The 21,369-nt window shown below is 47.7% G+C and carries 18 protein-coding genes; 5 read left to right on the top strand and 13 right to left on the bottom strand.

Translation table 11 applies throughout. The annotated features are described in order from the left end of the window. The first annotated feature begins 93 nt into the window (after positions 1-93). The 4 genes from C8R14_RS06930 to C8R14_RS06945 are packed head-to-tail and all read left to right on the top strand — an operon-like array spanning position 94 to position 3,262. The gene (locus tag C8R14_RS06930; RefSeq protein WP_011634460.1) at positions 94-1,155 is read left to right on the top strand and encodes a multicopper oxidase domain-containing protein; all 1,062 of its coding nucleotides are present in this window, start codon (positions 94-96) and stop codon (positions 1,153-1,155) included. Between the two features lie 37 nt (positions 1,156-1,192). After that, entirely contained in the window at positions 1,193-1,891 is a 699-nt protein-coding gene (locus C8R14_RS06935) for a c-type cytochrome (protein WP_011634459.1), read from the top strand. After that, complete coding sequence (locus tag C8R14_RS06940) at positions 1,891-2,274, top strand: c-type cytochrome (RefSeq protein ID WP_011634458.1); 384 nt, start codon at positions 1,891-1,893, stop codon at positions 2,272-2,274. Before C8R14_RS06935 ends, C8R14_RS06940 begins: the two co-directional genes overlap by 1 nt. Positions 2,275-2,317: 43 nt before the next feature. Beyond that, positions 2,318-3,262 (top strand): multicopper oxidase domain-containing protein, encoded by a 945-nt coding sequence (locus tag C8R14_RS06945; RefSeq protein ID WP_011634457.1) that lies wholly within the window; start codon positions 2,318-2,320, stop codon positions 3,260-3,262. A gap of 146 nt (positions 3,263-3,408) precedes the next feature. Here C8R14_RS06945 and cphA read toward each other — a convergent pair whose 3' ends face one another. From cphA to C8R14_RS07020, 13 genes are all read right to left on the bottom strand, one after another. Then, entirely contained in the window at positions 3,409-5,997 is a 2,589-nt protein-coding gene (gene cphA / locus C8R14_RS06950; RefSeq protein ID WP_011634456.1) for a cyanophycin synthetase, read from the bottom strand. Positions 5,998-6,017: 20 nt separating this feature from the next. Further along, positions 6,018-8,315, bottom strand: coding sequence for a cyanophycin synthetase (locus C8R14_RS06955; protein WP_011634455.1), 2,298 nt, complete (start codon positions 8,313-8,315; stop codon positions 6,018-6,020). Positions 8,316-8,827: 512 nt separating this feature from the next. After that, entirely contained in the window at positions 8,828-9,295 is a 468-nt protein-coding gene (locus C8R14_RS06965) for a cyanophycin metabolism-associated DUF1854 family protein (protein WP_011634452.1), read from the bottom strand. Continuing rightward, positions 9,292-11,610 (bottom strand): cyanophycin metabolism-associated ABC transporter, encoded by a 2,319-nt coding sequence (locus tag C8R14_RS06970; RefSeq protein WP_011634451.1) that lies wholly within the window; start codon positions 11,608-11,610, stop codon positions 9,292-9,294. Before C8R14_RS06970 ends, C8R14_RS06965 begins: the two co-directional genes overlap by 4 nt. Before the next feature lie 93 nt (positions 11,611-11,703). Continuing rightward, positions 11,704-12,426 carry a DUF3619 family protein gene (locus C8R14_RS06975; protein WP_011634450.1) on the bottom strand — a complete coding sequence of 241 codons (723 nt, stop codon included), beginning with the start codon at positions 12,424-12,426 and terminating at the stop codon, positions 11,704-11,706. Beyond that, the gene (locus C8R14_RS06980) at positions 12,423-13,001 is read right to left on the bottom strand and encodes an RNA polymerase sigma factor (RefSeq protein WP_110332589.1); all 579 of its coding nucleotides are present in this window, start codon (positions 12,999-13,001) and stop codon (positions 12,423-12,425) included. The genes C8R14_RS06975 and C8R14_RS06980 overlap by 4 nt, the downstream gene beginning before the upstream one ends. A gap of 224 nt (positions 13,002-13,225) precedes the next feature. Further along, positions 13,226-13,729 carry a TPM domain-containing protein gene (locus C8R14_RS06985; protein ID WP_011634448.1) on the bottom strand — a complete coding sequence of 168 codons (504 nt, stop codon included), beginning with the start codon at positions 13,727-13,729 and terminating at the stop codon, positions 13,226-13,228. Between the two features lie 13 nt (positions 13,730-13,742). Then, positions 13,743-14,627: a TPM domain-containing protein gene (locus tag C8R14_RS06990; protein WP_011634447.1), complete on the bottom strand. Its 885-nt coding sequence runs from the start codon at positions 14,625-14,627 to the stop codon at positions 13,743-13,745. 19 nt (positions 14,628-14,646) lie between these two features. Then, positions 14,647-15,252, bottom strand: a complete 606-nt coding sequence (locus tag C8R14_RS06995; protein ID WP_011634446.1) for a LemA family protein — start codon at positions 15,250-15,252, stop codon at positions 14,647-14,649. 59 nt (positions 15,253-15,311) lie between these two features. After that, positions 15,312-15,620: a BolA family protein gene (locus C8R14_RS07000; RefSeq protein ID WP_240142266.1), complete on the bottom strand. Its 309-nt coding sequence runs from the start codon at positions 15,618-15,620 to the stop codon at positions 15,312-15,314. Between the two features lie 298 nt (positions 15,621-15,918). Beyond that, complete coding sequence (locus tag C8R14_RS07005; RefSeq protein ID WP_011634444.1) at positions 15,919-16,749, bottom strand: hypothetical protein; 831 nt, start codon at positions 16,747-16,749, stop codon at positions 15,919-15,921. 602 nt (positions 16,750-17,351) lie between these two features. After that, the gene (rimO, locus tag C8R14_RS07015) at positions 17,352-18,689 is read right to left on the bottom strand and encodes a 30S ribosomal protein S12 methylthiotransferase RimO (RefSeq protein WP_011634443.1); all 1,338 of its coding nucleotides are present in this window, start codon (positions 18,687-18,689) and stop codon (positions 17,352-17,354) included. 441 nt (positions 18,690-19,130) lie between these two features. Beyond that, positions 19,131-19,400 carry a PepSY domain-containing protein gene (locus C8R14_RS07020; protein WP_011634442.1) on the bottom strand — a complete coding sequence of 90 codons (270 nt, stop codon included), beginning with the start codon at positions 19,398-19,400 and terminating at the stop codon, positions 19,131-19,133. Positions 19,401-19,924: 524 nt separating this feature from the next. On the opposite strand from C8R14_RS07020, the gene C8R14_RS07025 reads away from it, so the two are divergent. Further along, complete coding sequence (locus tag C8R14_RS07025; RefSeq protein ID WP_011634441.1) at positions 19,925-21,097, top strand: type III PLP-dependent enzyme; 1,173 nt, start codon at positions 19,925-19,927, stop codon at positions 21,095-21,097. The last annotated feature ends 272 nt before the right edge of the window (positions 21,098-21,369 follow it).

The raw sequence follows: 21,369 nt of genomic DNA on the forward strand, positions 1-21,369 counted from the left end.
AGTGCTGATGAGGTATTAACACAGTATGTATCTAAAAGTAAGAGAGTTTTGTGCATCAAAGGCGTATTAAATATACACTAAAAGGACCGATTTATGAGAAATTCAAATTCGATATTTTCGCATTACCGATTCATCATCAGCATCGTTATTGGACTGTATGCACTGGTGATGATTCCTGCAACAAGCTGGGCCGAAAAACGTGAATTCGATATGTCAATCGAAGACACCCGGATCGTTCTAGTCGGCAAGAGAGATTTTCACACATTTGCCTTCAATGGCCAGGTTCCAGCGCCGCTTATTCACGTCAAGGAAGGCGATGACGTTGTAGTAAATGTAACCAACATGACCACGCTGCCGCATACCATCCACTGGCACGGCATGCTTCAGCGCGGTACCTGGCAGAACGATGGTGTGCCTCACGCCACTCAGCATGCGATAGAGCCCGGTGATACGTTTACTTACAAATTCAAGGCTGAACCTTCCGGCACCATGTGGTACCACTGTCACGTCAATGTGAACGAACACGTCACCATGCGCGGCATGTGGGGGCCACTCATTGTGGAGCCGAAGAATCCTCTTCCAATCGAGAAAACAGTAACCAAAGAATACATCATGATGCTTTCTGATTGGGTATCAGCTTGGGCGAACAAACCGGGTGAGGGCGGTATTCCGGGAGATGTATTCGATTATTACACGATTAACGCCAAATCTTTTCCTGAAACGCAACCTATACGAGTCAAAAAAGGAGATGTCATAAGGCTGCGCATCTTTGGTGCAGGTGATCAAGTTCATTCCATTCATACTCATGGCCACATCTCTAACATCGTATTCAAGGATGGTTTTCCTTTGGAAAGTCCAATTAAGGCCGACACTGTTCTTATTGGGCCGGGCGAGCGTTATGACGTTATCATCAATATGGATAACCCTGGTTTATGGATGATACATGATCACGTTGATACGCATACTACCAATGGAGATAAGCCTGACGGTGGAATTATGACAACCATCGAGTATGAGGAAGTCGGACTTGACCACGATTTCTATGTATGGAAAGACAAAAAATTTGTACCTGATTTCTACTATGAAGAATCTCTGAAAAAAGACTTCGGAATGCATAATTCGAAAGTCTTCAAAGGAGAACTCATCGAAGAATGATGTGTATGTGTAACACAACAACCAAAGGAGAAGAAATATGATGAAAGCCTATTTGCTTGCGGCGATGGTTGGTGCGGGTTTTCTTGCATCATCGCTAACAGCTTCTGCTGCGGACGGTTCCGCAATACTGCAGTCACAATGTGCTTCCTGCCATGCGCTGACTCAGCCGGAAAATACTTCCCTAGATCGTTTGTGGGAACGTAAAGGGCCGGATCTTTATTACGCCGGAGTTAAATTTAATAAGCCATGGCTAGTGAAATGGCTGCAGGATCCGGTCAGAATTCGCCCGGCTGGTGAATTCTATCGCAAACATATCAAGAAGGGCGATAAGGGGGATGTTGTGGATGAGTCTACGCTCACGGTACATCCAAAACTGGCACAGGCCGATGCTGAAGCAGCTGCTGATGCCTTGATGGCCCTGAAAGGACCAGAAGGATTGATTGAGACAGGAAAATACGATGCGGACAAGAAACCATCCCCAATGGCAAAAATGCTCTTCACCAAACTGCGTGGCTGTTATGCCTGCCATTCAATCGGTGGTGGAAAGGGTGGATTGTCTGGCTCGAGTCTAGAAACAGCCGGTGACCGTTTACAGCCTGATTTCATTTACAGCTATATCAAAGATCCGCAGAAAATTGATAAGGGTATCTGGATGCCAAAACTCAAAATTTCCGAGCAGGATCTGCAGAATCTTACCGGCTATATTGCTCAACTGAAAGGAAAGGAGGGTAAATAATGAATATCAGTCGTTCTGTTTTACTGCTTGCAGGAATGAGTTTGATCTTTTTAGGATCACTAGCTACGCCAGCTTCTGCAGCGGATGACCAGTTTAAACATGCCGAAAAACTCTACGATACGTATTGTGCACAATGCCATGGTGCCGACCGTGATGGCAATGGTCTTAACAGTACTTTTATATCTGTTCAGCCGCGCGATCACAGTGATCCAAAGGGTATGGGTGATATTCCCAACGACGAGATTATTGAAGTAATCAAGAAAGGAGGTCTTGCCGCCAATAAATCAGTGTTGATGCCAGCCTGGGGAGAAATTTTCAGTGATGAAGAGGTTGATCAGCTGGCCGCCTACCTGCGTCATATCTGTAAGTGTGGTTCAAATTAATTAAAAGTTGATCTGTAAATAAAGTAGAGGAAGAAAAAACAATATGAAATATAAAAAATTATTTAATGCAAGCTTTGCTGCGCTGGCAGCCAGTGTTGCCCTGCCAGGATTTCATGCAGAAGCTGTAGCTAAAACAGTACCGGTCACGATCCATGCAGTGGAAAAAGATGTGGCCTACGATAATAAGGGCAGCACCTATCATGCGTGGACCTTTGGCGGTGTTGTACCGGGTCCGGTTGTGCGTGTTACTGAAGGTGACACAGTCGAATTTACTCTGGTGAATGAAGAAAGCAATAAAAACTCACATAGCATGGATTTTCATGCCGCCAGAGTGGATGTAATGACGGATTTTGATTCTGTCAAACCAGGCGAAACAAAAAAATTCACCTTTACTGCTGATAATCCCGGTGTATTCTTTTATCACTGTGGTTCGGATCCAATGATTCAGCATATTGCGCGTGGTATGTATGGCGTTATTATTGTCGATCCGAAGGATGAGAATGCTTTGCCTAAGGCTGATCGTGAATATGTGCTGATTCAGGCCGAGCACTACGAAAATCCGGATGACAAAACAGCCATGATGAAGAATCAGTGGTCTAATGCCGTTTTTAATGGCGGCGTCTTCAAATACGATCCGGTACATGACCCGGAAGCGACACGCTGGTTGCAAGCCAAGCCGGGTGAGCGGGTTCGTATCTACTTTGTCAACGCTGGACCCAATGAGTTTTCCTCACTGCATCCTATCGCTGGGATCTGGGAAAATGTCTACCCCAGTGGAAATCCCAAGAATGTCCAGTATGCATTGCAGTCCTATACAATTGGGCCAGGCGATGCGGCAACGCTTGATCTGATTTCTCCAGTTGCAGGTGCTAATGCAATCGTTGACCATGCCATGAATCATGCATTGACTGGTGCAATCGCTGTAATTATGTTCAGTGATGATGCTGATCCGGAAGCTGGCAAGGGTGACAATATCCTGGTCAGATAAGCTACTCTGTAATAACATTACGTAACTGCAGCATCATGGGGCTGCGTGTTTCAGGGCTCCATGAAATATCCTCTTCAGGATAGCAGCATAATAAAACCGCCTGAATTCCGAGTATTGCTTCACAGGCGGTTTTTCTTTTGTCATTGTCAGGCAACGGCAATACGAGCATCAGCGGCAATACGAGAGTGGATGTATCCAAGCGCCTGCTCCACCTGATCGATCAGAATAAGGCAAAGCTCCCCGGCTTCCAGATTGGTCAATGCGGTATCAATCGCCTTGAACTCACCACGAATTTCACTGACTTTGCGTACGCGTTTTGCATTTTCCAGGCCTTCTCGCAATAACCCAAGCACTTCGCCATCAGCACGTCCACGCTGGCATTTATCCTGAAACAAAACAACTTCGTCAAATACATCACCCAGAATCTGCGTTTGTAGCCGAATATCTTCATTTCGGCGATCTCCTGCTGCGCTGATGACGACTGTACGTTTCTTGGCCGGGATATGATCAATGGCACATATCAGTGCTTCCATCGCATCCGGGTTATGTCCGTAATCCGCAATTAGCGTGGCTTCACGATAATTAAACAGATTAAATCTGCCTGGGACAGTCTGCGCATCACTAACAAAATCAGCCAAGCCTGCGCAAATAATTGACCAATCCAGCCCGGATGCTAATCCTGCACCGATAGCCGCCATGACATTCTCAATCTGGAAGCTGATCATTCCATTCTTCGTCAACTGGATGTTGCTGAGTGATATTCGTCGTTCAGTTCCGGCTTCCGTTACAACAATATGTTGTTCTTCCAAGTAGATTACACGTTTTCCCTGGATGCGCTGTTCCAGAATCACCGGATGACGGCTATTGCAGGAGAAGAATGTGACAGAACCCGGGCAGTGGCTTGCCATACCGAGAACCAGGGGATCGTCAGCATTTAACACGGCAACGCCTTTCTCCGGATTGACGTTTTCCACGATAGTGCGTTTGACAGCAGCCAATTCCTCGGCTGTATTAATGTTAGCCAGACCAAGATGATCCCCCCGGCCAATATTTGTGACAACCGCCACATCACAATAATCAAAACCCAAACCTTCACGCAGAATACCGCCACGTGCGGTTTCCAGTACTGCAGCATCAACATCGGGGTGAAACAGAATATTCCTGGCACTCTTGGGGCCGCTACAATCGCCCGTATCTACACACTGATTATTAACAAATACACCATCCGTGCAGGCAATACCAACCCGCATCCGGTTGTGTTCCAGTATGTTGGCAATCAAGCGTGCCGTAGTGGTTTTTCCATTGGTGCCGGTTACGGCGATCACTGGAATACGGGCATCTTCATCCTGTGTAAACAGATGATTGATGATGGCTTCTCCTACTGCGCGTGGCTTGCCGTATGAAGGTTGTAGATGCATGCGCAAACCCGGTGCAGCGTTGATTTCGATGATTGCGCCACCCTGTTCTTCCAGTGGTCGCGAGATGTTGCTGCATATTACGTCGATACCACAGATATCAATGCCAACCATTCGAGCAGCCATCACTGCGCAATCAGCAATATCCGGATGAACTTCATCCGTTACATCCCTTGCTGTCCCCCCGGTAGAGAGATTGGCGTTGTTACGCAATACTATTTTCCCCTCTTTTTCAGGGACAGAGGTAGCGCTCAATCCTTGCGACGCAAGGTGTGCAAGAGAAATTTCATCCAGATGAATTTTGGTCAACAGATTTGCATGGCCTTCGCTGCGCAACGGGTTGCTATTGATCTGATCCACCAGCCAGGCAATATTATGAATACCATCACCGACAACCTGAGGTGGATCACGTCTTGCTGCCGCAACCAACTTGTTGCCTACGACCAGCAATCGGTAATCGTATCCGCTTACGTAACGCTCAACCAATATACTGCTGCTTTCCTCTGCCGCAACATGATAGGCAGTTTTTATCTGATCTCGGTCAGTGAGATTGGCTGTAACTCCTCTACCATGGTTCCCATCCTGCGGTTTGACAACGATGGGCGCACCAATTTCGCAGGCTGCTACCCAGGCATCATCAGCACTGGTCACCGGTCTCCCGGTCGGAACGGGAATGCCAGCTGCGCGTAAAAGTATCTTGGTCAAATCCTTGTCTTGCACAACGGATTCTGCCACCACGCTGGTTTGATCGCTTTCAGAAGCCAGAATACGCCGCTGCCGGCTTCCCCAGCCAAATTGAACCAGACTTCCGTCAGTCAGACGACGGTATGGAATATTGTGTCGGACAGCGGCCTGCACGATCGAGTTTGTGCTGGGCCCCAGACGGACGTCTTCGTACAGTTCATGTAAACGGATTATTGTTTCAGCAACATCAAATGCGGCAGATTCTGCTGCTGCCTGATATAACGCAAAAGCCTGTTCAAATGCCAGTCTTCCAACGGCTTCCTCAGTATATTCCACGACGACACGACAAATATTCGGTTCAGCCATTCTGACCGCACAACTGAAGCTTACGGGGCAGCCGACCTGTTTTTGTAATTTCAGTGCAATAAATACCAGAATATTAGCTGGTGTTGTCTCTTGCCAGTTAATTGGCTGCAGCTGCACAATATCCGGAAAATAGTTACATAAACGCTCTTCCAGGGAGGAAATAGTGTTAGGCGTATGTTTATTCTGTTCCAGATCTAGCGTAGCTTCGATGGCGGTATGTTTACCCCAGACGTTAGGTCCCCGCAATGCACGAACTTGTAATACCTTCATGGATACTTTCCTTAAATTATCTAACCTTCGAGAGTTTGATATATCGGTGGATGGCCTTCCTGATCCTGCAAGAAGGCCGTTAAACCAGTTTTAATGAGATCGGACGACATGCCCAAGGCCCAGCCAGCGCCAACGCCCGCCAGAAGATGTATCGTTTCTACGATATGATTACCGGTTTCTACTCGCAGCTCATCCAGCCGGGCAAGGGGTGTTTCAGTAGAACCATCAATTAGCAGAATCTCCTGGTTACGTACAGTAACAACCCGTTTCCCACGAGTTGGCCCTGTTCCCTCTCGCCGGTGAGTATTTATCGTGGGCAATTCGGGATCACGACTGATGTAAATGACCTCACCGTGGCATAAATCTGCCATCCGGATTAGCACAGGATCTTCCGCATCAAGAATAGCTGTACCGATTGTCGGCATAGCCTCTGGCAAGATGTCATCTTTTTTACCTCCGGTAGGAGAAACCACATCAACCTGGGTTCTCAGCACCTTGAAAATCTGCTCAGGTGTTTCAATTCCCCGATAACCAATATGTTGTGCGGGCTCAATTCGGGTAACAATACCTACCTGACAACTGTCATACGCTAATCCTTCCTCAAGCATGCTATTGAAACCATTTTCAAAAACGGCTGCTTCAACAGTACGGTTCATCAGAATACGGCGAGCCGATTTGTGATTGGCACAGTCGTTGTAATCAATTTTTTTGTGGTCGAGATAAAGTCCACTACTGCATGCTAAACCGGTACGTTTACTTGCAAGCATGAACAGACGGGCAACAAGACGGGCGATAGTGGTTTTGCCATGACTGCCGGTAATGCCGACAATGGGAATACGGCTCTGATTCTGATCCGGAAACAAATGATTGATAATCGCTTCACCAACCGGTTGTGGTTTGCCGATAGCGGGCTTGATATGCATTAGCAAACCGGGACCGGCATTGACTTCAACAATGGCTCCTCCCTGCTCGGCAAGCGGCTGTGAAATATCTTCCACCACCAGATCAATCCCGGCAATATCCAGACCAACGACTCGTGCAGCTAGCGCAGCCAGATCAGCAGTGGCCGGGTGTATGCTATCGGTGACATCAATTGCGTGATTGCCATTACGCTGTACCCGTATTTTTGAATCAGCAGGCAGGATAGAATCATAGGTGCAGCCCTGATGCGTGAGTTCCATTTTGACCGCATCATCCAGCTTGACAAGATTGAGCGGGTGATTTTCAGTAGTGCCCCGGCGCGGGTCGGCATTGACCTGATTTTCAATCAATTCTGCAATTGTGGAAACGCCATCACCAGTAACAAGCGCGGAATCTCCCCGTGCTGCGGCGATAACTCGTCCGCCAACGATAAGCAAGCGATGTTCGATTCCCGAAATATAGCGCTCAACTAACACATCACTGCCTTCCTGCTGTGCAATAGAGAAAGCAGATTCAATTTCTTCGCGCGTACTCAACTCAATAAACACCCCACGTCCGTGATTGCCATCGCTGGGCTTGACAACAACTGGCAACCCAATATCTGCAGCGGCCAGCCAGGCATCTGCCGGATCAGTCACGATACGCCCTTCCGGAACCGGTATGCCACAAGCACGCAACAGTGATTTGGTCAGTTCTTTGTCACGCGAAATACTTTCAGCAATGGCGGTGGTCCGATCGGTTTCTGCGGTCCAGATATATCGACTGCATGCCCCTTGCCCTAACTGAATAAGATTGCCTTTATCCAGCAAACGAATGAACGGAATATTGCGTGCTGTGGCGGCATCGACAATACAAGCGGTAGAAGGGCCGATCCAGAGTGAATCAATCATGTCACGCAACTGCCCAATAGCGTTTTCTACGTCATAAACTGGCTGTTCCTGGTCAAACCCCATCGCGGCCAGTACCAGTTCCCGCGCCAAATACAAAGCTTTGAGTGTTATTTCCTCATGCCACGCACTGACAACTACCTTATAAACTCCCCGCTCCGTGGTTTCGCGCGCCCGGCCAAATCCTCCCTGCATCCCGGCAAGATTTTGCAATTCAAGCGTCACATGCTCAAGAATATGACAGGGCCAGGTTCCTTCCTTGACCCGTCGTAAAAATCCACCTCTCTCACCATAGCTACAGCGATGTTCAATCAGGGATGGCAACCAGGCTAACAAGCGCTCATAAAAACCAGGGATCGTATCTGATGGATAATCCTCCAGCTCACCGATATCAACAATTGCCTCCAGAACAGGGTTGTACGTCCACATGTTGGGACCATTCAGATAACGAATGTCAAGAAACCTAAAATCTTTTTTACTGCAAGCGGGAAAATCGGATTGAATCAACATGAGTGAGTAATCGAATGTACACCCTCTAATTAACGCGAGACATATTCAATTGGTTTACAGGAAATCTGGAATTTTTGGATATCTCTCATTTCTTGCTGAGAGTGAGCGCACAGGAAGGGGATTCACAGCAGCTTATACTGCTACTGCTGTTGGTTGTAGAGGTTTTATATTCACATGTATCCGGCGTGTACAGCCGATTGACATCGAATACTTGAAAGCATTGGAAGAAACGCTTGCCAAGTGGGCAAGCGCAACTGATGAGAAAACTTATTGTGAGTTATGAATGCTTTACGGTGCTGAAAGTATCTTTCCCGTTTACTGATCACACAGTTGTGCAGCTTTAAGCTGCTCACGCTTGATTGTCAGCTGGTACGTGGTGAACTTGGACGACTCGCAGTCAACGCCATTATTCAGGCCACACGATCTCTGTATTATCTTTTTGGAATATTGCAGCAGTGTGGTAAAGAAAATCTTGATGTGTTGATATTCGGGAATCTTGTTTTTGTCTTGTTTCACAAAAAACGATCCAGCAATCTGTTGCTGTGATGATCCAGTATCAACCGGTCTCGAATCAGGAAGTGAATGCCGTGGCTGTCGGTGATCAGTAATGTAGCGAGCGACAGCCGACGGATATCTTCTTCTCCCTTGAGGATGAGGCTGGTTTCCCCTCGATTTGTTTGTATTTGCCAGGTGCTGGGGGTTGCGAAGCTGGAAACCTTGTCAATGCGCTTTATCTCAGGCATGAATTCACGGCTGGCAAGTTCTTCTTCGATCAAAGTTCGCTCTGATTCCTGTAATTCAACAAGATTATCAATCCAGGCCACTTCATGGCCATGGCCATCGACCAGAGCTACTCCCTCATCCGCGGCAGTAATTGGAAATGCACGTACGGGTATGACACTTTCGTAGATCTGATCTTTGCCTATAGCTACCACCCGACCGAAAGCATTCCTCTCCAGTTTGTATTCAGATAGTTTCATACACGATTTCCCCTGATATCAGATAGGTTACCGGGTTCAACAGAGGACTCTTCATTATCTGGGCTACGTGACTGTGACTGATAAAGGTGGTAGTAATGTCCCTGGCAGGCCATGAGTTCCGCATGATTGCCTGTTTCCACGATCTTGCCGTGGTCGAGTACGATCAGCCTGTTTGCTTCCTGCAGGGTTGACAGGCGATGAGCAATGGCAAGGGTTGTCCGACCGGAAACAAGATTATCGAGTGCCCCTTGAATTTCCTGTTCCGTCTGGGTATCCACAGATGAAGTGGCTTCATCCAGTATCAGGATGTGTGGGTCGATTAGCAGTGCCCGGGCGATGGAAATACGCTGCCTTTCGCCACCCGAGAGTGCCTGGCCGCGTTCGCCCACCAGAGAATCATAACCGTAAGGCAGGCGCAAAATAAATTCATGGGCATGGGCAGCGCGTGCCGCTGTAATAATTTCCTTGCGAGAAGCATCGGGTTTTCCATAGGCAATATTCTCGGCAATCGTGCCGAAAAAAAGAAAAGGTTCCTGCAGTACCAGCCCGATATGTTTTCGATAATCCGCGATAGGCAATGAGCGGATATCGATACCATCAATCAGGATGGCACCCTCGGTCACATCATAAAAGCGGCAGATCAGGTTGATGAGTGTGCTTTTGCCTGAGCCACTGTGCCCGACCAGCCCGATCATCTCGCCTGGTTCAATTGCAAAATTGAAATTTTGTATCACCCGGCGCGTTCCGTAACGGAAACCGACATTACGCAACTCGATATGGCCTTTTATAGCTGGCAGATGAACGGGCTTGACCGGTTCCGGCACGCTGGAAACGTGATCGAGAATATCGAATATCCGTTTGGTTCCAGCCGCCGCCTTTTGTGTGGCAGAAACGATCCGGCTCATTGAATCTAGCCGCAGATAGAAGCGACCGATATAAGCCAGAAAAGCGGTGAGTACCCCGACGGTGATGTGATCTTGTGATACCTGCCAGATACCGAAAATCCACACAACCAGCAGACCGCATTCTGTCAGCAGGGTTACCGTGGGGGTAAACAATGCCCAGACTTTGTTGACACGATCATTGATTTCCACATTACGCTGATTGACTGCACGGAAGCGTTCGATCTCCCGTACTTCTTGCGCGAATGCCTTGACCACTCGGATGCCAGGCAGGGTATCTGCCAGAACATTATTGACTTCGGCCCAGACACGATTGGTTTTTTCAAAGCCGACACGCAAACGATCACGCACCAGATGAATCAGCCAGGCAATGATCGGCAATGGGAGCAGGGTAATAAGCGCGAGCCATGGGTCGATTGAAACCAGGATAATGACGGTCAGGACGATCATGAGCACATCCGTGGCGAAATCAAGCAGATTGAGCGAAAGAAACAGGTTAATCCGGTCGGTTTCCGCACCGATACGCGCCATCAGATCCCCTGTACGTTTCCCACCGAAATAGGCTTGAGAAAGTTTGAGCAGGTGTTCGTAAGTTGTTGTTCGCAAATCAGCGCCGATGCGCTCTGATATCCTGGCCAGTACATAGGTGCGCGCCCAGCCAAGAATCCAGGCTACTATTGCCGCTCCCAGCAAGCCGGACAGATAAAATATCACCAGATCAACATTAATCGGATGGCCGTTCTGATAAGGGATCAATACATTATCCATCAGTGGCATGGTCAGATAGGGCGGTACCAATGCAGCAGCCGTACTGCCCAGCATTAGCATGAAACCGGTAAATAATTGCCACTTGTACGGTCTGGCAAAGCGCCACAGGCGAAACAATGTCCAGGTAGAGGGTGGAGTGGAGGTTGCTTCCTGATCGTGATGAGCGTATGCCGCTTCACTACTGTCATCGTTGCCAGCGGTATTCTGGTTACTGCTGGCTTGTTCTGCCATCCCTTTTGCTGGCAGGGCTGCCTGGGTATCAAGCGCATCAATCAGCCGGATAAAGTGGATAATCAGTTGATCCGCTGCCTGTTGTTTGCTCAATGTGCAATACCAGCGCGCCAGACGGGCGCTGGTGTCAGACAGTTCGATGCTGCAAATCCCGGCGTGATCCTGATAAGCTAGCTTCATATTTGGTTGATAATGCCATGCCTGCCAGTGCTCATCGCCCGCTATTCTAGCCAGAATCCGCCGGGTGGTAATCACAATCAGCCCTGGTGAAAAATGTAACTGATGATCGAGGTCAGTTTCCAGCCAGGCAATTACCTGTTCATGATTGATCAGTGTAGGCTCAATTTGCCTGTTCCAGGCTGATGGGAAATCAGCAGGAACAAGGTGGAGTAAATCGCTGGTGTTGGAGTGCATTAGCTGGGGTAGGGTGCTTAAGCAGAAATAAATTTTATCTTCCGGGATGAAACCGAAGCAGCCGGATCAAATCCGGATTATATCTTGGTTGGGCTATGGGGCAGATATCTCGCTATCGGTTTCTGTATCCTGCGTATCCCTGTCTTCGGAATCTGTATCCGGGGATTCTGCATCATGAGCGTCTCCCACTTCCTCAGAATCCTGAACATCACTGGTTTCATCAGGGACGACATCTGTTTCTGAATTCCTGTCATCCTTGCTATCGGAAGGTTCATCCATCCAGTCAGGATCCTGAGTTTCACCGGGGTAAACGGAATCGGTAGCCACACCAGAATTTGCTTCTTCATTGACATCGGTTGCTGAAACATCAGTCGTATTTTCCGAATTATTGTTATTTTCGGCTTCGTGAGGAGGCGTTTCATCAGAAGTTCCATCGTCAGCATCCTCCTCTTCTTCGAAATTGGCAGTATCCTCGGTACTGAATAATTCGGCGGGTGCATCATTAGTGAATATGGCGTGCGATGCTGTTGATTTATCTTCAATCCTGTAATTTACCTGCCAGTAGTTATGAATTATTAGGAGCAGCAGAAAACTGGCTGATAATAATAATTTGCCGGCATGATTGGCAAGCCAGTGATACCCGTTCCGGGCTGATATTCCCGCGCCTGCATGCAGCATTTTTTCTGCTGGTTGATAATTTTCCAAAGCGGCTCTGCGTGCAGCTCGCAGTTGGTACAGAGTACCTGGGGTAATGTCACGCAAGCTGTGATCCAGCAATCTTGCGATCGTTCTCCCCGTTTTTTCCTCTTTATTCATCGCTTGACTCCTTTACCCTCTAATATAGCGGCAAGTGTGTGTGTCGCACGGGAGCAATGTGTCTTTACGCTTCCTTCCGAGCAATCCATGATTTTTGCTGTTTCGGATACATCCATCTCTTCCCAGTAACGCAACAGGAAGGCCTCTCGTTGACGTGGCGGTAAAGTTTCTAGCGCCTTGCTGATCAGTTCGATCAGTTGAGATTGCTCCGCTGCGGTACCGGGTTTGTTTTTCTGGTCGAAATCCTGCGCCAGTGACAGAGATTCGGGAATATCGGAATATTCATCAGTATCTTTTTCGCTTGAAGCAGGCATAAATGCTGAGAACAACGTCACCCAGAGTGAACGGGATTTCTGTCGCCGATAATAATCACGAATCTTATTTTGCAGAATGCGCTGAAACAGGGGAGGGAGCTCGGCAGGCGGTTTATGCGCATACTTCTCGGTCAGCTTCATCATTGAGTCCTGCACGATATCCAGTGCAGTGTGTTCATCCTGCACCGCGAATAACGCTTGCTTGTATGCACGCAGCTCGACTTCGCTCAGAAAATCAGAAAGTTCTTGCCGAGTAGCCAGAATAACCTGCCTTGGAGTTTATGATTCATTTTCGGTAATGCAACGGCCATCGCCATTATCAGATACATAGAAGGTATACAGAACGACAGCAAGAGACAGCAATATTATAACTTCCTGTCGTGCAGCAGGCGCATAGAATCAGGTAGTGAGCCAAGGTAAAACCAGAGTCGATTGGATTTATTCTGATCCGGCTGACCTGTCTTTCAGGGAAGTGGAAGACGGATTTATAACACGACCGGGTAATCGGAAAGCTCGCTTTTTCTTTTGCCAGCGCTGTTGGCTGGAAAGTATTGCTGTAGCACTCTGGTAATTACATCAATTCCGGAGAGAATACCCTGTTCAAATTGTCCCTGGCTGAAAGCAGTTTCCATCGTATGGCAAGCAGCGTCCCATTCCGCCTGTTCCATGCGAGTGTAAATGCCCCGATCTGCTATGATCTCCACGCTGTGATCTGCCATTAATAAATAAATCATCACACCATTGTTCTGTTCGGTATCCCAGACTCGCAACAGGGAAAATACATCAATGGCCCGTTCACGACTGAAATGATTTTTCAACAGCAGGGATATATCCAACGCCGCTTCTACTGCAAAAACAATTTCGCCACTATGTGTGGTTTCAGACCGTGCAATTGCCTGCTTGATTGTATTCAGCGTATTCGGTGGAAATGCACGTTTTACGGCTGATTGACCAGTGACGAGATGGCGGATGATGCGCATCAAATTCATTAATTTCTCCTGATTACCATCTTCCCGAGGCGCCGCCACCACCAAAGCCGCCACCCCCGCCACGGAATCCACCGCTAGAAAAACCACCCCCTCCAGGCCAGTTTCTGCGCCCACTCCTGAACCCACCTTGGTGAATGATTCTCCCTGTCTGCTCAAACAGGCTGATAACAAATGCCACGATGGCAATTAGGACAGCGATCAGCAGTGAAGAGGAAATCAGCCAGATCAGTAATCCTGCAATACTGCTGGTTATGGTTGCACCGGTCATTCTCCCAAACGTGGCTTGCAGCATCCTGCCCAGCATCAGCATGACAAATAAAACGGGAATAATGTTTTCCAGCACAAGGTTCATACTGGCTGATTCTCTCGCCTGCCGTGCAGGAACAGGCAAAGGTTCGCCTTCAATCACACTGATAATCTGCCTGATACCTGTCTGTAATCCACCAAAAAAATTACCATGCTTGAATTCAGGAGTAATTCCCTCGTCTATGATGCGCCGAGCGATGGCATCCGGTAATGCACCTTCAAGTCCGTAGCCGGTTTCAATCCGCAAGGTTCTGTCATTCTTGGCAACCAGCAGCAATACGCCATCATCGATTCCTTTGCGGCCGAGTTTCCATGCCTCAACCACACGAATTGAATACTGCTCAATCGTTTCAGGCTGTGTGGAGGGAACAATTAGCACGGCGATCTGACTGCCTTTTTTTGCTTCAAAATTAGCTAGTTGTTGCTCCAGTTGAGTGATTTCTGTTTTGGTGAGCGTTCCAGTCAGATCGGTAATATGTGATTTAAGCGGAGGAATAGCAACATCGGCCAGCACCCCGGTGGCAGCAACACATAACAGTGCTATAAACGACAAACTGATATGCCGCTTGATTCCTGTAAATAAAATCAACATGCTTGCTTATTTAATCAATTTATTGAGCAGTTACCGGAGCACCAAATTCCACCGTGGGCGGAACAGCAATCGCTTGTTCATTCTCCACCGTGAAGTTGGGTTTGACCTGGAACCCGAACAGCATCGCAGTCAGGTTGCTCGGAAAGGAGCGAACCGTTACGTTATATTCCTGCACTGCCTGGATGTAACGGTTACGGGCGACCGCAATACGATTTTCAGTACCTTCCAGCTGTGCCTGCAGATCACGGAAATTGGCACTGGATTTGAGCTGCGGGTAATTCTCTGCCACCGCCAGCAAACGGGTAAGCGCACCGGTCAGCTCACTCTGAGCGTTCTGAAAACGGGCAAAGGCTTCCGCATCGTTGATCAGTTCCGGTGTCGCCTGAATGCTGCCTGCTCTGGAACGGGCGGCAGTCACTCCCAGCAACACTTCTTTTTCCTGTGTGGCAAAGCCTTTTACCGTATTGACCAGATTCGGAATCAGATCTGCCCGGCGCTGATACTGGTTGATTACTTCCGCCCAACTTGATTTGATCTGTTCATCAGTCGATTGCAGGGTGTTGTAGCCGCAGCCGCTGAGCAGCAGAACGCAGGCAAGTGTCAGAAAATTTAACAGTTTTTGCATAAGAACCTCTCTGAAAGTTGATGGGCCACTTTCGCGGCGTGAGGTTATCACTCCCGGTTTCATTCGGCAGCCGATCCACCAAGGCAGGGTGGGGATGTGCGCGCTGCATCATGACGTTCCTGCCATTCCGCAGGAGTGAATGTGTGTAACGCCAGTGCGTGAATGGAGCGAATAATCTCATCCGTCAGCGTGGCGTTGACCAGCCGGTGACGCGCCACCAGCGGTTTGTCATCAAATGCAGCAGATACAACCGTTACCTTGAAATGAGATTCGGATCCTGCCGGGACATTATGACGATGGCTTTCATTAAATACTTCCAGGAACTGCGGCTGTAACGATTGTAGCCTGCTTTCAATCCTGTTCTTCATGTCTGTCATGTTTATTGCAACCTTCTGTTGTTATTTCCTGGCTCAGATTGATGTACTTCCGTTGAGACTTCTTTATGAAAAATGGGTTCAGTCGATTGTAAAAATTGACAATTTTCTTATGAGTTGTAGATATTAATCAATATATGGAGGGTGTTCTTTTTTTGGAGACGCAGGCCGAATTGAGGGTGCCTGCAAAATATACCGAATAGGTTGGAAGGGCGAGTACCATGCAACGCAGTGCTTCGCCTGAAAAATGACTTTAGAAAGCCGGAGATAGATTCTCCGGCTTGATGGTAGATTAGCAGCAGCGCAGCTTTCTGGTGAACCCTAATGCCAGTAAACCGGCAGTTAGAAGTACCAATGGCATGGGTTCGGGTATTTCATTTGGATTCTCTGCTGGATCTTGTGGATCCTCCGGTTTGGCTGTCCAGGAAATAAGGTTTTGAGAATCTTGGGTCATTTTTCCATTTTTACATTGTCCCTTTTTATTTCCACTTGTGTATTTTTCAGTACAAGTAGAGCTTGATGTCAGGAAAAATAAATCATATTTCTCACTTTTTGTGCCATCTTGAGTGTTGTCATAAATATCTTTTATCCATCCATTTGCCAGATCGTCGGCATCACCAAATCCTCCTACCTTGAAGTTGCCCTTTGAAAGTGGGTTTCCGTTTTGATTGCCCTGGTTTTTGCCGTTTTCAAACAGAATTTCCCACAGGGTGAGCTGGAATGCCGTTAATTCTTTTCCATTTGCCGAATTGTCAAGGTAGTCGCCATAATTATCGAACAGGTAACCAATCCGGGCGATTTCCCAGGAACCAATACCAGCTACGCTTCCCGTTGTCAGGGCATCCATTTGGTATGTGGTTCCAGATTTTAGCGTATGGAAAATATCAGCACAGAATGCGTAGAAATCTAATCCTTCAGATGTTTTAAATTTGAATTCTCCCGCATATACATTTCCTTGAACAGGTTTTCCCTGATTCCATGGGTTTCCTGACCAAGACGAATTATTGGGAAGGGTTCCTACTTGTTCATTTCCAAATGTATCTGTATAGGTCAATGTAACTGGATCAGCATGCGCTGTTCCAATTGCTGCAAATAAGGCTGCTGCAATAAGTGTTTTCTTCATAGGTAAATCTCCTTCGGATTAAAAATTTTGTTTTTAATTGGTTACCACTATCGACTATCAGGGCTAATGAGGCATCGATCCTGAACAACCTTGATTTACAATAAGCACATTACATGCCAATACTTTATTTGCGATATAAGTGCATGACACTAATAGATATATGTTCTATTTGCAGGGGTGGCTAAGTAGAACAATTCTTTGCTTGTAAATTTTTCTGACAAGCCTTGATACTTGCTGGAATTTTTATAGTGATTTGTTTGTTATAAGGAGATAACCTGAATGCTTGTTTTCTCCATTGATATTTTGTATGGAGAGCCAGGGGGCTGGTTTATACGAGGAAATATAGGAAAAGTTGTGAGGCTGGAGAGGATTTTGGCTTTGGCATTGTGCCAAATCAATGACACGGAATGGTTTCGAGTAGTGGCGTGCAAAAGCACAGCCACTCAAGCAGAATCAGTTGCTGGTCAACGCGGTACTGGATTGCCTCGGCGTTGCTTCAACACAGCACCTTGTAAGGATTGAGGAAAAAGTGGCAATGATACAAATGCCACTTTTGCGGGCAGGCACAGTCGCCGAAGCAATTCAGGAGTTTACTGTTCGCGTTAGATTTTCTCTGTCCACAGGTCGTGAATGTCAGTATCGGTAACGCGCACATCTGCCCAGTCACCCGGTTTAAGGGTTGAGGCATCATTAATGTAAACAACGCCGTCAATTTCCGGTGCATCGGCATAACTTCTGGCGATGGCGCCTTCTTCATCAACTGTGTCCACCAGCACCCTGAGCTGCTGGCCTTTTTTCACAGCCAGGCGTTGTTTGCTAATGATTTCCTGCTGTTGCATCAGTCTTTCCAGTCGTTCTTGCTGGATTTCGGGAGGAACATGATCAGGCAATACATTGGCAGCCGCGCCTTTGACCGGCGAATAGGTAAATGCCCCCACCCGATCCAGTTGTGCTTCTTCCAGAAAAGCGAGCAGTTCCTCGAATTCTGCTTCGGTTTCTCCCGGAAAACCAACAATAAAAGTGCTGCGCAGAGCAATGTCCGGGCAGGTTTTGCGCCACTGCTGAATGCGCACCAGTACGTTTTCACTATTGGCTGGGCGTTTCATCAGCTTGAGTATGCGTTTGTTGGCGTGCTGAAAAGGAATGTCCAGATAAGGCAGGAGCTTGCCTTCTGCCATTAATGGGATCAGTTCATCCACATGTGGATAGGGATAGACATAGTGCAGCCGTACCCAGATACCGAATTCCCCCAGTGCGTTCGCCAGTTCGGTGATGCGAGTGCGAACGGGTCTGCCTTGCCAGAAGCCGGTGCGATATTTGATATCCACCCCGTAAGCACTGGTATCCTGGGAAATAATCAGCAATTCCTTGACACCAGCTTCGACCAGACTTTGCGCCTCCTGCAGTACACCACCCACCGGTCGACTGACCAGATCACCGCGCATGCTGGGAATAATGCAGAACGTGCAATGATGATTGCAGCCTTCGGAAATTTTGAGATAGGCGTAATGCTTCGGCGTGAGCTTGATTCCCTGTGGCGGTACCAGATCAAGATAAGGATCGTGCGGTTTGGGTAAATGATGGTGAATGGCGGCCATCACTTCCTCGGTTGCCTGCGGGCCGGTTACTGCCAGCACGCTGGGGTGCGCCTGCCGGATGACATCCTCTTTTGCACCCAGGCAGCCGGTTACAATCACCTTGCCATTTTCAGTCAGTGCTTCGCCAATGGTTTCCAGCGATTCCGCCACGGCACTATCAATAAAACCGCAGGTGTTGACGACCACCAGATCAGCATCGGCGTAGTTGGGTGAGATCAGGTAGCCCTCTGCTCGCAGGCAGGTGAGGATACGTTCGGAATCAACCGTTGCCTTGGGGCAGCCAAGTGATACAAAACCAACGCGTGGAATTGCAGGGGGGTGTAGGGATGAGGCAGCTGTCATTCAGATTTCCGTATATACAATGGTTTATATCCATCACCGCTTTCCTGGCTCCGGATGAAAGGCGGTATGGTGCCACCGGGGAATATATTGCACAAGATTTCCGTCAGTTCAATCAATTCTTAGAACCTATTCAAGATCTCGATCAAGGGATGCAGTTCAATTTCAACGCCGTAATGTGCCCTTCAGTGAGATATTGAACAGGTTCTTATGAAAAAATCAGAATTCAGTAGAAGGATTGCAACGAGAGAGCGAGAATAATGGTCTGATTTTTTGGTTGCCAACTCTGCTGGATTGTTTCATGTTTGCGACATTCACCATAACGGAGTTATGTGCAGATGGCTCAAAGACAGAGCCTTACCATAACAGGCAGGATGTTATTGCGCGAATGCCTGCAGCGGGAAAAAATCCAGCAGCAGTTTTATCGGGGGGTGTTAGTCAAGGTTATTTGTTCGGGATGACTGCATTTTTTGCCGGATCGATTTTTACTTTGATTTTTTTACCATTGGCGTCGATGATTTTTACCTCGACGATCAGCTTTCCCTGTTCTCTTTCAACTTCAGCCTCGTGGATATTTCCGGGGTTTGCTGCAACGGCTGCCTGAATGGCTGAAATTACCTGATCTGCTGGTAATCCTTCATTACCAGCAAATGCACTATTGAACGAGAAAAACATGGTTGCGGTGAAGATGGCTGCTCCGGTAATTTTTTTCATCGTGATCTCCTTCCGGTTTATCTAGATATACCAACTCTCTTATAAAGCTGGTTGTTCAAAATATTAGTCCTGCGCTTGCTCATGTGCAAATCTTTTGCGTAAAAGATTCTTCTGAAAACTATTTTTCAGGCGAATCGAGGCATTAAGTACCCTGAAAAAATATTGCCTGTATTTTCTTGTCCAATATAAATTGGTCGGCAGAAAAACCCAATAAAAAGTTGTTAATTGGCTCTTTTTTCTGATGAAGATTGCTGTTTATAAAGTCGCTGGGCTTTGCAAACAGCCATCAAAAATAATGAAGATAATTTCTGTCATATAAGATGATGATTATTAATCGTTTATTTTAATAAAAATAATGCAAAAAAATACTTGATTCTGAAAAAATCAAGCCTATAATGCGTGCCTTTAGAAATTCCAGCAGCCCATAAGGAGGTCATCATGAGAAGCAAGATAAACCTGTTTGTTCCAACTGATTGGGTTCAAATTCATATTCCCGAAACGTAGCGATTCCAGGAGAAACCCTCATGAAAAAACTATCCGCAGCCGTACAGCAACAAACAGAAAATGCCATTTTCGATACTCACCCTGAAATCAGTATCGATCCCTCCTTGGTGGAAGCCAAGTTAAAACAAGGTTATCTGAAGCCTTTTCTGATGGTGGATACCGCCATCATTCGCAATAAAGCCCGACGATTCAAGGCAGCCATGCCACGCGTACATCCGCATTATGCAGCCAAAGCCAATCCTGATCCGCGCGTGCTGAAAACGTTGATTGAAGAAGGCGTTGGGTTTGAAATCGCGTCGATTGCCGAGCTTGACCTCCTGATGGGTTTTGGCGTGCCGGCTGCCGAAATTTTTTACAGCAATCCGATGAAATCACGCGCCTACCTCCAGTATGCTGCTGCGAAAGGCGTGGAGTGGTACGTGCTGGATAGCGTTGAGGAGCTGCGCAAGATCGTCAGCATCAAAGCGGATGCCAAGCTTTATTTGCGGATCGACACTCCCAATATCGGCAGCGACTGGCCGTTGGCAGGAAAATTTGGAACACATCTGGGAGACGTGCGCGAAATTATTGATGAAGCTGTGAAGCTGAATGCGGATCTGGCAGGTGTTACTTTTCATGTGGGTTCCCAATGCCGCAATCCACAGAACTGGCGGGTTGGGATCGAACGTGCCAAAACCGTGTTTGCCAGCATGCGCGAAGCCGGTCTTAATCCCCGGTTGTTGAATCTGGGTGGCGGTTATCCGGTGCGTTACGTCAAGCCGATCCCATCCATTGAAATCATTGCCGAGGTTATTAACGAGGCCATTGCTGATTTGCCGCAAAATATTCGCATCATGGCAGAACCTGGACGTTATCTGGTATCCGACTCAGCGTGTTTTGTGTGCCGCGTGGTCGGTACTGCGACCCGTAATGGCAAGCGCTGGATGTATTGGGATGCAGGGATCTTCGGTGGCATCATTGAGGTAAGCGAAGGGTTGCGTTATGAAATCTTGACTCAACGCAATGGTTCTTTGGTTCCCTGGTCAGTTGCTGGTCCGACATGCGATTCTGTGGATGTGCTGATGCACGACGAGATGCTGCCTGAAGATGTGCGGGAAGATGATTTCATTTTTATCCCCAACGCAGGCGCTTACACAACGTCGTATGCAAGCAATTTCAACGGCTTCCCATTGCCAGATGTCATTGTAGTTTGATGGAGCCATGAACTGCCATGCCAGTAGAGGAGATGGCGGCATTTTTATCAAACTTGCCGCTTATCCGTATTAAGGATGGTGGATGGCATCGTCATTGTGAAATCCGTAGGCCTCAGCTGCGAGTGTAGTGTGGCGGCGGATAAAGCAAAGCAATTAGCAGGCCATCCTTATCCCGGTTGTAACCGCTCTGGATTGCTTCGCACGAACATGCTCGAAAAGGCGAGAGGGAGAGGTTGTCGCTGTCGCACAATGACGATGAGATATAGCAAGAA

Origin of the sequence: Nitrosomonas eutropha, assembly GCF_003201195.1 — a bacterium.
Classification (GTDB): Bacteria; Pseudomonadota; Gammaproteobacteria; order Burkholderiales; family Nitrosomonadaceae; genus Nitrosomonas; species Nitrosomonas eutropha.

Coding starts and splice junctions, on each gene's coding strand:
- cphA (WP_011634456.1), bottom strand. CDS start 5,997: ATGAAGGTATTACAAGTTCGTGCATTGCGGGGACCTAACGTCTGGGGT.
- C8R14_RS06975 (WP_011634450.1), bottom strand. CDS start 12,426: ATGAATAAAGAGGAAAAAACGGGGAGAACGATCGCAAGATTGCTGGAT.
- C8R14_RS06955 (WP_011634455.1), bottom strand. CDS start 8,315: ATGTTGATTCAATCCGATTTTCCCGCTTGCAGTAAAAAAGATTTTAGG.
- rimO (WP_011634443.1), bottom strand. CDS start 18,689: ATGACAGCTGCCTCATCCCTACACCCCCCTGCAATTCCACGCGTTGGT.
- C8R14_RS06935 (WP_011634459.1), top strand. CDS start 1,193: ATGATGAAAGCCTATTTGCTTGCGGCGATGGTTGGTGCGGGTTTTCTT.
- C8R14_RS06930 (WP_011634460.1), top strand. CDS start 94: ATGAGAAATTCAAATTCGATATTTTCGCATTACCGATTCATCATCAGC.
- C8R14_RS07000 (WP_240142266.1), bottom strand. CDS start 15,620: ATGAAGAACAGGATTGAAAGCAGGCTACAATCGTTACAGCCGCAGTTC.
- C8R14_RS06945 (WP_011634457.1), top strand. CDS start 2,318: ATGAAATATAAAAAATTATTTAATGCAAGCTTTGCTGCGCTGGCAGCC.
- C8R14_RS07025 (WP_011634441.1), top strand. CDS start 19,925: ATGAAAAAACTATCCGCAGCCGTACAGCAACAAACAGAAAATGCCATT.
- C8R14_RS06970 (WP_011634451.1), bottom strand. CDS start 11,610: ATGCACTCCAACACCAGCGATTTACTCCACCTTGTTCCTGCTGATTTC.
- C8R14_RS06965 (WP_011634452.1), bottom strand. CDS start 9,295: ATGAAACTATCTGAATACAAACTGGAGAGGAATGCTTTCGGTCGGGTG.
- C8R14_RS06995 (WP_011634446.1), bottom strand. CDS start 15,252: ATGCAAAAACTGTTAAATTTTCTGACACTTGCCTGCGTTCTGCTGCTC.
- C8R14_RS06990 (WP_011634447.1), bottom strand. CDS start 14,627: ATGTTGATTTTATTTACAGGAATCAAGCGGCATATCAGTTTGTCGTTT.
- C8R14_RS07005 (WP_011634444.1), bottom strand. CDS start 16,749: ATGAAGAAAACACTTATTGCAGCAGCCTTATTTGCAGCAATTGGAACA.
- C8R14_RS07020 (WP_011634442.1), bottom strand. CDS start 19,400: ATGAAAAAAATTACCGGAGCAGCCATCTTCACCGCAACCATGTTTTTC.
- C8R14_RS06985 (WP_011634448.1), bottom strand. CDS start 13,729: ATGAATTTGATGCGCATCATCCGCCATCTCGTCACTGGTCAATCAGCC.
- C8R14_RS06940 (WP_011634458.1), top strand. CDS start 1,891: ATGAATATCAGTCGTTCTGTTTTACTGCTTGCAGGAATGAGTTTGATC.